General features: G+C 54.2%; 11 protein-coding genes. 4 read left to right on the forward strand and 7 right to left on the reverse strand.

All coding sequences use genetic code 11. The features are described from left to right. Window positions 1-9 precede the first annotated feature (9 nt). On the forward strand, window positions 10-882 hold the full coding sequence (ablB, locus tag DL346_RS11450) for a putative beta-lysine N-acetyltransferase (RefSeq protein ID WP_420849554.1): 873 nt from the start codon (window positions 10-12) through the stop codon (window positions 880-882). Between the two features lie 7 nt (window positions 883-889). On the opposite strand, the gene rpoN is transcribed toward ablB, so the two are convergent. From rpoN to gabT, 3 genes are read right to left on the reverse strand one after another with little or no spacing between them, the layout of a single operon-like run. Beyond that, window positions 890-2,215, reverse strand: a complete 1,326-nt coding sequence (gene rpoN / locus DL346_RS11455; protein WP_112882258.1) for an RNA polymerase factor sigma-54 — start codon at window positions 2,213-2,215, stop codon at window positions 890-892. 51 nt (window positions 2,216-2,266) lie between these two features. Further along, complete coding sequence (locus tag DL346_RS11460) at window positions 2,267-3,688, reverse strand: aldehyde dehydrogenase family protein (protein WP_112882259.1); 1,422 nt, start codon at window positions 3,686-3,688, stop codon at window positions 2,267-2,269. Between the two features lie 15 nt (window positions 3,689-3,703). Continuing rightward, complete coding sequence (gabT, locus tag DL346_RS11465; RefSeq protein WP_112882260.1) at window positions 3,704-5,065, reverse strand: 4-aminobutyrate--2-oxoglutarate transaminase; 1,362 nt, start codon at window positions 5,063-5,065, stop codon at window positions 3,704-3,706. 182 nt (window positions 5,066-5,247) lie between these two features. Between gabT and azlC the strand changes: the two genes are divergently transcribed. Together azlC and DL346_RS11475 are read left to right on the forward strand one after the other, a co-directional pair. Further along, a complete protein-coding gene (gene azlC, locus DL346_RS11470; protein ID WP_112882261.1) occupies window positions 5,248-5,964 on the forward strand; it encodes an azaleucine resistance protein AzlC in 717 nt (238 codons plus the stop codon). Further along, the gene (locus DL346_RS11475; RefSeq protein ID WP_112882262.1) at window positions 5,955-6,281 is read left to right on the forward strand and encodes a branched-chain amino acid transporter permease; all 327 of its coding nucleotides are present in this window, start codon (window positions 5,955-5,957) and stop codon (window positions 6,279-6,281) included. The genes azlC and DL346_RS11475 overlap by 10 nt, the downstream gene beginning before the upstream one ends. Window positions 6,282-6,338: 57 nt before the next feature. Here DL346_RS11475 and DL346_RS11480 read toward each other — a convergent pair whose 3' ends face one another. Then, on the reverse strand, window positions 6,339-6,629 hold the full coding sequence (locus DL346_RS11480; RefSeq protein ID WP_112882263.1) for a chorismate mutase: 291 nt from the start codon (window positions 6,627-6,629) through the stop codon (window positions 6,339-6,341). Window positions 6,630-6,772: 143 nt separating this feature from the next. Beyond that, complete coding sequence (locus DL346_RS11485) at window positions 6,773-7,492, reverse strand: P-loop NTPase family protein (RefSeq protein ID WP_133257521.1); 720 nt, start codon at window positions 7,490-7,492, stop codon at window positions 6,773-6,775. A gap of 344 nt (window positions 7,493-7,836) precedes the next feature. Here DL346_RS11485 and DL346_RS11490 point away from each other — a divergent pair, with 344 nt between their 5' ends. Further along, the gene (locus DL346_RS11490; protein WP_240633134.1) at window positions 7,837-8,202 is read left to right on the forward strand and encodes an MmcQ/YjbR family DNA-binding protein; all 366 of its coding nucleotides are present in this window, start codon (window positions 7,837-7,839) and stop codon (window positions 8,200-8,202) included. A 61-nt stretch (window positions 8,203-8,263) separates the two neighbouring features. Here the strand turns inward: DL346_RS11490 and DL346_RS11495 are convergent, their stop codons facing one another. Continuing rightward, window positions 8,264-10,690: a glucosidase family protein gene (locus tag DL346_RS11495; RefSeq protein ID WP_112882265.1), complete on the reverse strand. Its 2,427-nt coding sequence runs from the start codon at window positions 10,688-10,690 to the stop codon at window positions 8,264-8,266. A gap of 21 nt (window positions 10,691-10,711) precedes the next feature. Beyond that, window positions 10,712-12,022, reverse strand: coding sequence for a glycoside hydrolase family 140 protein (locus DL346_RS11500; protein ID WP_165822481.1), 1,311 nt, complete (start codon window positions 12,020-12,022; stop codon window positions 10,712-10,714). Window positions 12,023-12,031: the final 9 nt, after the last annotated feature.

The raw sequence follows: 12,031 nt of genomic DNA on the forward strand, positions 1-12,031 counted from the left end.
GGATACGGCATGACGATCGATGCACATGATGAGAAGTACTATACAATGGAGACCATTCAAGAGCCCGAATTTACCTTGCACGTGTGCAAGGATTATTTTAATAAACGGCTTCGTGTCGATGATTACCTGGGAAATGTTCAAGCCATATGTCTGCGGCTGGCCGAAATGATGGAGAGCCATCCGTTTACGAAGCTGTTCGTGAAGGCACGTGATGAGCATTGGCGTGCTTTTGCCGCAAGGGGGTTTATGCTGGAAGGGATCTATAATGGGTATTTTGACGGACGAGACGCCTACTGCATGGCAAAATATAACGAGCTCGAGCGGCGCACAAGCGACCATTGGATCGAAGAGGACCGGATTCTGGAGCAGGTGCTGGCGCTCGCGCCAAGAAGAGAGCGAGATCCGCTTCCTGAAGGCTTTACGCTTCGCCAAGGGACGACGTCCGATGCGGCAGATCTCGCTGCCTTATACGGACTTATTTTTCAAACCTACCCCATTCCAATGAACGAAGAGGCTTATGTCGCCCATGTGATGGAGGAAGGCACCGTGTTCTACGTCGTGGAGCACGAAGGCAAACTGATCAGCGCGGCATCCGCCGAAATCAACGGCGTTTACCGCAATGCGGAAATGACCGACTGCGTCACGCTGCCCGCCTACAGAGGATATGGCTTGATGCGGCAGCTGCTGCATGCGCTTGAAGAGGAATTGCTGCGCCGTAACATCCGCACCGCTTACTCGCTGTCAAGAGCACTCTCCTTCGGGATGAACGCCGTCCTTGCCCAGCTCGGCTACGAATACCAAGGCCGGCTTACGAAAAACTGCGATATTTACGACAAATTCGAAGATATGAATTTATGGTGCAAAACGCTGCAGGACAGCTAGCCAGCGGCTAGTCTGCCCCATGCTCCTTCGCTCGTTTGCGCTTGAAGGAACTGGCGATGCCGAGCTCCTCCCGGTATTTGGCGACCGTTCTGCGGGAGATCGGCACGCCATTCTCTTCAAGCAGCCGGGCGAGCTGCTGGTCGGAGTAAGGCGCTTCGCAAGGCTCCTGCTTCACCAGCTCCCGAATGCTCGCCTTCACGCTTTCCGCTGACGATGCATCATCTTCGCCTGCGCCGAAGCCGGAAGGAAAAAAATAGCTAAGCGCGTAAGTTCCCCATGGCGTCTGCGCGTATTTGCCGGAGGTCGCGCGGCTGACGGTAGATTCGTGCACCCCGACCTTTTCCGCGATTTGCCTCAGCACCATAGGCTTCAAGTAAGCGGAACCACTGCGAAAGAAAGCCTCCTGCTCCTCCACGATCGCTCTGGTCACCCGGAGAAGGGTCAGCCTTCGCTGCTCCAGGCATTTGATCAGGAAAGCGGCTGCGCTTCGTTTGGCAGCCATAAAACGGCCGGCCTCATGCGTCCTGCCGAGCTCCTGCACCATGCCTTCATACTGGGCATTCATCGTCAGTCTCGGCGCCGCCGGTTCCCGTATCGATACGACGAATTGATCCCCTGCCGATCGGACAAGCACGTCAGGGACGATAATGTCCGCATGATCCGATCCGTACGCCGCGCCGGGACGCGGATGAAGCGATTTGATCAAATGGACGGCGGCAACGATTTCCTCTTGCTTGGCATGCAGCATTTTGGCCAGTTTCGGAATCTGCACCTCCGCGATTTCCTCCAGATGCGATGTAATTAATGCCGTTAATAACGAACTTCCGGCTCCCGACCGATCGAGCTGAAGCTGCAAGCACTCCGCCAAATTTCTTGCACCGACGCCAGCCGGCTCAAGGCTTTGCACATAATGCAGCGCTTGCGATACCATCTGCGGCTGGGCCTGAAGCGCTTTTGCCAACTGATCGACCGTAACGTCCAGATAACCGTTGGCGTCCAAATTCCCGATGATGTAATAGACGATTTTTTTTAGCTCCTGCGAAAGGCCGTCATCGAAGCGGACCTGCTCCTTCAGATGGCGTTCCAGCGACAGCTCCCGGACTGCGATATAGTCTAGCGGGTCCGCTTGCTTTGCTGAACGGGGCCGATCGGCACCTGCAAACACCGTTTCCTCGGCTTCCAGAAACGGATTTTGCTCGAGCTCCTCGCGAAGCAGCTCAAGCAGCTCGACGGTCGGCAGCTGCAAAATTTTAATCGCTTGCTGCAGCTGCGGCGACATATGCATGTGCTGCTTCTGCTGCTGGAACATCCCTAATCCATATCGCGAAGACATTGTCGGATCACCTTCTATACAGTCGGTTTCCTATAGTGTATTCCGGTTAGGCTAGGTCCGATTAATCATTACCGTCTTGAGCTCCGTCATTTCTTCGACCGCGTATTTGACGCCCTCGCGCCCGAGACCGCTCTCCTTCACGCCTCCATATGGCATGTTATCCACTCGGAAGGTTGGAATATCGTTGATCATGACCCCGCCGACATGGAGCCGCTCCGCTGCGTTCATCGCCGTATGAATGTTGTCCGTGTAAATGCCGGCATGCAGGCCGTATCTGGAATCGTTGATCAGCTCAATGCCCTCATCCACATGATTAATGCGGTTAATTAACACTATCGGGGCAAAAGCTTCCTCGCACGACACTCTCGCCGTTCGATCCACATCGAGCAGCACAGTCGGCTGCAGCATGCGGCCTGATGATGTGCCTCCGCATGCAAGAGTCGCCCCCTTGCCGACCGCCTCCTCGATCCATTCCAAGGCTCTGCCGACGTCACCCGGCGTAATCATCGCGGACAGATCCGTTTCCTCGTCAAGTGGATCGCCGATCTTCAGCTTCTCCGCTGCGGCGGTAAATCCGGCGACGAACGCATCGTAAATCTCCGTATGCACGTAAATCCGCTGGAGCGAGATACAGACTTGACCCTGGTAGGAGAATGAGCCGACTACGCAGCGCGGAATGATTTTAGACAGATTGACGCCCTTGTCGATAATGAGCGCGGAGTTCGAGCCCAGCTCAAGCGAAACGCGCTTCAAGCCCGCCCGGTTGCGGATGCCGATCCCGACCTTAGGGCTGCCGGTGAACGAGATGCCCTTCACCCGATCATCCTTGACGATCGTATCCCCGATGACGGAGCCGGAGCCTGTGACTACGTTGAGCGCACCTGCGGGGAGCCCCGCTTCCTCCAGCAATTCGGCCAGGAAGAAAGCGGATAACGGCGTTTGCGATGCGGGCTTGAGCACGATCGTGTTGCCTGCCGCGATGGCGGGACCGACTTTGTGCGCAACCAGGTTCATCGGAAAATTAAACGGCGTAATCGCGCCGACGACGCCGATCGGCTCTCTCACCGTATAGGCGATCCTTCCTTCGCCGCCCGGCGCCGCGTCAAGCGGGATCATTTCCCCGCTTAGCCGTTTCGCTTCCTCCGCGGCGAACTTGTACGTCTGGATCGTACGGTCGACCTCGGCTCTTGCCGTCTTGATCGGTTTAGCCGCTTCCGTTGCGATGATGCGCGCGGCTTCCTCCGCTCGCTCCGCAAGCAGCCGGCTAAGCCGTTCCAGTATAGCCGCGCGCCGGTGGGCAGGGAGCTTCGCCATCTCGCCTCTTGCGCGATAGGCCGCTTCAATAGCCTGTTCCGTCTCTTCCGGACCGGCCATGGGGATTTCGGCGATCGCTTCTCCCGAATAGGGTGAAGCAAGCTCCGCGTACGATTTTGCCTCCAGCCATTGACCGCCGATATACAGCTTTTTTTTCATGTTGCTCTTATCCCCCTATCGGTTCGATTCATCTTCTCTATCCAATTGCCGGATGATGCCTGATAAGATATCCAATCCTTCCTCCAGCTGCTCATCCGTGATGACGAGCGGCGTTAGGAAGCGGATCACGTTGCCATGAATGCCGGCGCTTAGCACGATGACTCCCGCCTCATAAGATGCTTTGACAAGCCGTGCAACGAAGTCTTTCATGGGCTTGCCGGTAGACGGATGAATGAACTCAACCGCGCACATCGCCCCTAAGCCTCTTACCTCCGCAATGACCGGAACCTGCTCCTTAAGCGCAGAGAAGCAGCTGACGATGCGCATGCCGATCGCGCGCGCCCGGCCGCAGAGCTGTTCCCGTTCAATCTTATCGATCACGGCTAGCGCGGCTGCGCAGCCCAGCGGGCTGCCTCCATAGGTTCCGCCGATTTCCCCGGGTGCAGGCGCATCCATAATCTCGGCCCTGCCGGTTACGGCGCTGATCGGAACGCCGGCCGCAATCGATTTGGACATCGTAATCATATCCGGCTCTATGCCGAAATAGCTCGCGGCAAACATCGTGCCGGTTCGGCCGAAGCCCGTCTGGATTTCATCGCAAATAAAGAGGATCCCGTTTCGCTTGCAAATCTCATAGATGCCCTGCACGAACGATACCGGCGGAACGATAAAGCCGCCTTCCCCCTGAACGGGCTCCATGATCACGGCAGCCAGCTCCTCCGGCGCCGCTTCCGTCAGCAGAAAATCCTCGAATTGCTTGACGCAGTACGCGGCGTACTGCTCTTCGGTCAGCTCCCGAGGCCGGTGCAGCGGATAGGGATAGGCCGCTTTATAGACCGCCGGGGCGAAAGGACCCATTTTGAATTTATAAGGCTTGACTTTGCTCGTGAGCGACATGCCGAGCAGCGTGCGCCCGTGAAAACCTCGCGTGAACGAAACGATGCCGGGCTTCCCCGTAAATTTGCGCGCAATCTTAACGGCATTCTCCACCGCTTCCGCCCCGCTGTTCAGCAGGATGGTTTTCTTCGGATAATCGCCCGGCGTAAGCGCCGCAAGTTTCTCCGCCAATTGGATGTACGGCTCATACATCGCCACATGGAAGCTGGTATGAATGTACTGCGCGGCTTGCGTTTGCAGCGCCTGAACGACTTCCGGCGGGCAGTGCCCGACATTCAGCGTGCCGATCGCGCCGGCAAAGTCCAGAAACAGATTCCCGTCAACGTCCGTCACCTGCGCGCCTTGCGCCCGTTCCACGAAGACCGGCGTCGTATTGCCGATGCCAAGAGGCACTGCTTGCTTTCGTCTCTCCAGCAGCGCTCTTGTCTTAGGACCAGGAAATTCGCCCGAAACCTTCACATACGTTCTCTGCTTATCCATCCATGCTCTCCTTCCGCGCCACGCGCGCGAACTGGTTAGGTCCTCGCCCTTCTGCCTGCCGTACTTGCAAAATTCATGCCAACAATCGGTGTCCATAAGATGGTATCGACAATTATATCGTTGATTGTATGGATTTGCACTGCTAAAATGGCATGTAAACCTTTTTAGGAGAATTAGCTAACATGACAAGTAAACGCGAGCTGCTGAAGGCGTTTCGTGCCGCCTTTCCGTCTACAATCCCTATTTTTGCCGGTTTTCTGTTCTTGGGGACCGCATATGGCATCTACATGAACGTATCGGGGTTTGATGCGGTATACCCGATTCTTATGAGCCTGCTTATATTCGCGGGATCCATGGAATTCGTTGCGGTCAATCTGCTGCTTGGCGCATTCAATCCATTGGGCGCTCTATTTCTCACCTTAATGGTGAACGCACGGCATCTGTTTTATGGCATCTCCATGCTTGAAAAGTACAAAGGAACCGGGCTAAAAAAAGCTTATCTCATTTTCGGCATGTGCGATGAATCGTTCTCCATCAATTACGCGGCGACTGTACCGCAAGATGTGAATAAAGGCTGGTACATGTTCTTCGTAACGGTGCTCAATCATTGTTATTGGGTGCTTGGAGCAGCAATTGGAGGGCTTTTCGGGTCGATGGTTCAAGTCAATCTCGAAGGGCTGGAATTTGTGATGACAGCGCTATTCGTGGTGATCTTCATGGAACAATGGAAGAAGGAGACTTCCCGCCACAGCGCGTTATTAGGGCTGGGGGTAGCCTCGCTATGCCTCTATGTTTTTGGCAGCGACCGCTTCATTATTCCTTCCATGGTCATCATGATCGGCGGACTTACGTTATTGAGAGGCCAATTAGAGAAAACAGGAGAACGAGCATGGCAATGACGCAATTCGAACAAATCGTTACAATCGGCATGGTCGTTTTGGGGACGATGGCAACCCGATTTATCCCATTTCTGATTTTCCCTCCAGGACGCCCTACGCCAAGTTATGTACAATATCTCGGCAAAGTACTGCCTGCTGCGGCGCTAGGGCTGCTGGTTGTCTATAGCATCAAAGACGTCACCTTCTTATCCGGCATACACGGGGTTCCCGAACTCATTTCCATTATCATCGTTGCCGGGCTCCACAATTGGAAGAGAAACATGTTTTTATCCATAGCCGGCGGTACGCTGGTCTATATGATCCTTGTGCAAAATTGAAATGGATAGAGCATCGGAACCATCCCGGTGCTCTATCCATTATTTTTTGCTTCGTATTCAGCTGGAAACGCGCTCGGATCTTAATTCCTCGTGCCGGGCAATCACCTGATCCATAATGCATCGGAATATCGCTGCCGCATTGCCGGCATGCAGCCCGCTTAATTTAGCCAGTTCTTCGATCTTCTTAAACTGCAGCGCTTCCCGGCCCGGGTCTTGGGCTTGCAGGCAGTGAGCCGCTTTATATTTGCCTACCTCTTCGGTAATTTGGAACCGTTTGGCCAGCAGCGCAACCAGTTCGTGGTCAATTTCATCGATTTGTTGTCTTAGATGATCCAGCTTCATTGTCATACGTTGCCTCTCCTTAGCCGATAGTCGTGCGCCCGCGGTCTCGTAGTTTCGTGCTTTGACGCTTCTTTGCAATAAAGCAAGTTTCCTACTAGATTACCACAGAATGAGCGGATTTGTAAGTGTCCGTCGGCCGTTAAATGCTGCTATCTAACAATCCGAATCATCTGCACGACCGGCCTGCTGTCGCCGGGAAGCAAAGCTTCTGCGATTTGCAGCTGCGACGAGCCGTCACCGTCCAAGAAAATGCCGTCCGAGAGCCGCCCTTCTCCGACGCGTTCGAGGATTGCCGCGCGGAAATCCGCAAGCGTCCCTTTCGTGCTGCTGACTATGAGATAGACTTCGCCCGCGAAGTCATATACAACTGCGGAGCGAAGCCGGTTATCGTCCATATAAGGGGCATGCTGTTTTGCCGCTTCGGCGAACCATTCCTCATCGCGTCCAAGAAGCATGCTGATGCCGCCCTGCGCCCAAAACTTCGATCGATCCGTCACCTGCAGCTCGGAAGCATTCGAAACGATTTGGACGCTAAGTTGATTTGCCGCACCGTCCCAAACGAGCGTGCCGCGCGGATATTTCGTATTTTCGACGCCGGAGCCGTAGCTGTCATTTTCGCCGGCGACCGGATTGCCATTGACGACCGCCATGCTCAGCAGCTGCTGCTCATAGAAGAAACCGCCGTTGATGCCGTAATAATCGGATAACGTAACATTTTGCCGCACGGCCTCTAGGGTCACGTTCGCGGGATCGGTCTTCACGACATGAAGGATGAACCCGTTGGATGCCTTCACTTCCTTGTACTGGTAGTCATGCGCCGGGAAACGCACAATTCTAGGCGTCTGATTCGAGCTCAGCACCTTTGCCATAACTATCAGCATTCCACCTAAAATGAGGGATAGACCAAGCATAATAAGCGAGCTTCGAACAATTATGTATCGCGTGATCATTTTTTACCGCCTTCTATTCGGGTCATGTTACATGGACTGAACTTGTATCCAAATCCATACGAGAAACGCCAGCATGAGTGCGCAAACGATATAGACGGCTGCCATGATGCCTTTCATTCTATCACCCTCTCCATGCCGATTACGATATAACAGACTGCATGAAACGTCAAAAAGTTGCTTTCCGGAGAGGATATCTCAGCCTTGATCGCGAAAAAATGGTAGTATAGAAACGGGTCGATACCGCATGCAAGGAGGACAACCACGTGACGAATCACCAAGGCATCCACACGCCCGAAGGCATCGAAATGCTAAAGAAGGTCCGCGGCATCTGCGGCAAGCTGCCCGAAACGACCGAAGTGATCGACGGATTCGGGCATACGACATTCAAAGTAAAAGACAAATCATTCATCATCATGAGCGATCACGGCATGACCTTTAAGTCGGATTTGGAAAATCAGGAAATCCTGCTTCAGCAGGAGCAATTCTATAAGCCGCCTTATATCGGACACCGCGGCTGGATCGGCGTAAACGCGCCGAAGGATTGGGAGCAAATGGCCATTCTGCTGAAGGAAGCGTATTTGCACGCTGCTCCCAAACGGCTCGTCAAACAGCTGCTGGAGTCGGAATGACGCCGCTCGCACTAACGAAGAAAGGCACTCCGTGACCGGAGTGCCTTTTGTCTGCCAAAGCCTACTGAACGAATAAGCTCTTGATCTCGCCCGGCTCAAAAATAAGCTCTAAAGTCGCGATCCCTGAAGCTTCATCATAATGCGTTTCGGCCGGATGACCGTCAATCGCGACGTTCGGTTTCGCAGCTGCCGCGATTTTGAGCCTGCAAGTGCCGACTCCGCTTAGTCTGGCCTTAATCGCCCCTTCCTCGCAATCGATATCGAGAAGCTCGATCCCGTAGCCGTATTTGAGCCAAGCTTGTTGAGGACGATGCGTTACCCTGTTTACTTGCACTTTATTGCGCTTGCGATTCCCCGCGGCAAGGAAAGGCAGCTTGTTAGTGCCTTTGATCTCTTTCCCGTTCACGACGATGGATGCGATATACGGCCCGCTTCCCTTCATTTCGAAATCGTAAATTTGTCCCCTATAGCGGAAATTGTGCAACGCCATTTCCTCTCCAGAGTAAGGGAAGAAGGTAATTCCGCCGGCGTCGGCATCCAATCCGAACACGCCATGAATGGCCGCTTGATACCAGCCTCTCATGCTGTATCCGTACCAAAGGCCGCTTATCGTATTCCATCTGTCCAGCTCCGGCCGGCTCGTTTCGACGTAGCAGGAAATGCCTTCCGGGCACATCAGCATTTCGGACCAGTAGCTGATCCAGCCGATCCACTTCTCGATCAAATCTTTTCGGTCGTGCTCGTTCGCCAGGCGCATGAAATACTCGCCGGTCACCGGCCACCAGCAATGCAGCTGGTTGGCATCCTGATCGTAAGCGTCCGACCACGCCGGAATTTCCCGCAAGCCGGCTTCGCTGACGATATGCTTGTCGAAGAACTCCAGGCAGGAAGCCGACACGGGCTCCATCAGTTCGCGGCAATAGTTGTTCTCCCATTTGACCGAATTGGAGTTGAAGGAATTCCTTTTCTCCAATGTAACCGAATCCACCGAACTCACGATGTAACCCTTGTCGCGATCGAAGAACAGATCCAGGAAATTCTCTTCGATCCTTCGAATAGTCTGACGAGCCTCTTCCGCCGTATCGCGGTCGCCGGCGAGTACGGCCAAATACTCCATCGATCTTGCCGCGCAATAGAAGATCGTGTTATTCAAACCGCTCAAATCCTGCCCCGTTTCCTTCATGAAGATCGGAAAATCGGGATACATCGAGGGACCTTCGCATAATCCGGTCCCGCTCCGTTCGAGCGTCAGCGTTTTATCGAACAACCATTTGGCGAAAGGGTAGATTTCCCGAACGAGCTCCGCGTCACCCGTCGCCGAATAATACAGCTGCAGCAGCGTGATATACATCCCTTGAGATGGCAAAGCGCACCCGATCAGGAAGCGCATGTCGTTGCTGAGCGCAAGGGCAAGCCCTAGCTTCTCGTCGGCCGTATCCCTGTAAAATCTCAGCATGTCCCGCAAATGCTCCGTATCATTCCAGTACGCCGTCGCAAAACTGGCCGTAATTCCATCCCAGCACCAGACCCATGCGTACGAATTCGCTTTGATCGCTCCTGGACGATCGTTTACCTTTAACGATTCATGGCATACGGGGATGAGACTCAAATAATCGTTCAGCCTTTTGTAAGGACTGATCAGTCTCGGCGAAAGCTCCGCGGCCTTCGTATATCTTGCGTATTGCTGCCCGACCTTTTTCTCCAGCCGACCGATAAGCTCCGTCATTTTTTCGGAAAGCCCCGTCTTCTCGGGGTGAAAGGAAACGACGAAGCTGTACGTTCTCCCCGGCTCGAGAACCGGGCTGCTTAGGATGTGTTTTATGTTGAGCGGCGTTCTGCGGTAATGAACGGCAAAATCCGCGCCGATTCCGATATGAAGCTCGCAGCCCTCATACGGATGCTCTTCCGTCCGGTAATGATTGGTGTCATATTCTCGTTCCTCCGAAGCTCGAACGACGCCTTTCACCGTTTCCCGGAAGCCGCCGAGCAGCCGATTGCCGGCTTGATCGAACTGCCACTCCTCCCACTTCCGGTCCACCCCCATATCGCAGAACCGGATGTCCTCGGCATCCAGGGGAGTTAAACCGAACGCATTGTAGAACTCCAGCTTGAAAACCGTGTCCGAAGGCATATTCGCGGGCGTTAGGACTTGGAATACGATGGATTCGTCGACTGCCATGACCTTATGTCTTACGACGGCGTTGAGAAAGCTCCATTCCGCTTCTATGCTGAACGGCCAAACCTCGGTATTCGCATATTCAGGCTTATAGTTGAGCTTGTCTTTCTCAAGATAGAATCGAAAGCCGTCCCATAACTTCTTTAAAAATACGTTGCTGTTCCCTTTCGCCTGCGCGGGATTCTTAAAGCCTACCTGTTCAACGCCCGTCTGGTCGTACCTGAAGCTTAGCCGCCCGTCGACGATAAACCGGGGCGTGCATGGAATGCCCTTTTTACTGCGGATGACCCCGTTCTTGACGGTATATTTCATGTGAGCACCTCTGAAATCCTTTTAGGATAGTGAATGAATGATTAGCAGGGCATCTTGCTCGAACGGCGAGCTTGCAATCAGCCTGCATCCGCCAATCGGCGCTGCAGCGACCTGCTCCCCGCTCTCCGGGTTCCACCAGTACGGTGCCGAATTCGTATCCAACCCGGATACATCGAGCTCGATCGTTCCCTTTTCGGGCAAATAGGCCAGCAACAACCGGCCGTCTGCCGAAGCGGCTGCATTTACGTTTTCTTGCGATCCATTCAGCAACCGCTCCTGCGCCGGTTTTAAGTCCTGCCACGGCAATGCCGTCAGCAACCGTTTCATCCTGACCAAATCCTGAGCACCCGGCAGCTTTAATGCCTCTTGCCAAGGATGTACTTGCTCCGGCGAACGATTCCGGTTAAAATCGCCTTTCCGCGCCCAGTTCCATATCCCTTCCGCTCCGTAAGTCAGGCCCGTCAAAGACCCTGCAAGCACGCTTCTCCAGCAAGCCCGGCGGACGCCGATCCGCAGGACGGGGTCTTTTCTTCCGCAGTCGGGATGCCATTCGTAACAAGGCTCCGCGTTCAGAACCGGCTTCGGGGGCATTTTGTCCCATTCTTCCCGTACGAGCATGGGAGGCCGATGATGGCCGTTTCCGTGTCCGGTTTGCACCATATTAAAATCCAGCCACTCGGCATGGTGGTACGCATCGCCCGACTTAACGACCGGATGCGTCGTAACAAGCCTTCCGTAGAGCTCGGCTTCTTTCACGGCCTTGCCCACGGCATCATAAAATTCGGCAATACCGTCGCCGACATAATCGTCGTCTCCGCTGATGATCCACACGACGTTTAAATCCCGCATTTTTCGGACCAAATAACAGCCGAATTCGGTCGCCTGCCGGACGGACATGCCCGGATGATCCGGCGGAATGACCGTCGGCCGCGAGCCCGGCACGTGCTCGAACCAAACCACGATGAGCGCGACCAGCATGCCCTTGCCGTTCGCGTACTCAATCATTCTGGACAATGTATCGAAATAAGCTTCGTCGATCTCGTCATAATTCCACTTGAATATTCTTCCATCTTCGCTTTTCTCCTCCAACAGCGCAAAGGGCTTTCGGCCTTGGAAAATCGGTTGATACGCATCGTGCTGGGGCAATGCGTTCATTTGGATCACGTTAAACCCTTGACGGGCTCTCTCATCCACGTATTCCGTCCACTCTTCCCAGCTGGCGCGACCGGGACAGGACCATGCGGTATCCCCCAGCCAGAACACCGGTACCCCGTCGCGGGTTTGAAAGCTCCTGCGATTGGGCGCGATTTGAATGTAATCATGGATATCCATTTCCGTCAT

The sequence above is a fragment of the Paenibacillus montanisoli genome (assembly GCF_003268025.1).
In the GTDB taxonomy this organism is placed as follows: domain Bacteria; phylum Bacillota; class Bacilli; order Paenibacillales; family Paenibacillaceae; genus Paenibacillus_Z; species Paenibacillus_Z montanisoli.

Coding starts and splice junctions, on each gene's coding strand:
- DL346_RS11500 (WP_165822481.1), bottom strand. CDS start 12,022: ATGGATATCCATGATTACATTCAAATCGCGCCCAATCGCAGGAGCTTT.
- DL346_RS11480 (WP_112882263.1), bottom strand. CDS start 6,629: ATGACAATGAAGCTGGATCATCTAAGACAACAAATCGATGAAATTGAC.
- DL346_RS11495 (WP_112882265.1), bottom strand. CDS start 10,690: ATGAAATATACCGTCAAGAACGGGGTCATCCGCAGTAAAAAGGGCATT.
- DL346_RS11475 (WP_112882262.1), top strand. CDS start 5,955: ATGGCAATGACGCAATTCGAACAAATCGTTACAATCGGCATGGTCGTT.
- azlC (WP_112882261.1), top strand. CDS start 5,248: ATGACAAGTAAACGCGAGCTGCTGAAGGCGTTTCGTGCCGCCTTTCCG.
- rpoN (WP_112882258.1), bottom strand. CDS start 2,215: ATGTCTTCGCGATATGGATTAGGGATGTTCCAGCAGCAGAAGCAGCAC.
- DL346_RS11460 (WP_112882259.1), bottom strand. CDS start 3,688: ATGAAAAAAAAGCTGTATATCGGCGGTCAATGGCTGGAGGCAAAATCG.
- gabT (WP_112882260.1), bottom strand. CDS start 5,065: ATGGATAAGCAGAGAACGTATGTGAAGGTTTCGGGCGAATTTCCTGGT.
- ablB (WP_420849554.1), top strand. CDS start 10: ATGACGATCGATGCACATGATGAGAAGTACTATACAATGGAGACCATT.
- DL346_RS11485 (WP_133257521.1), bottom strand. CDS start 7,492: ATGGCAAAGGTGCTGAGCTCGAATCAGACGCCTAGAATTGTGCGTTTC.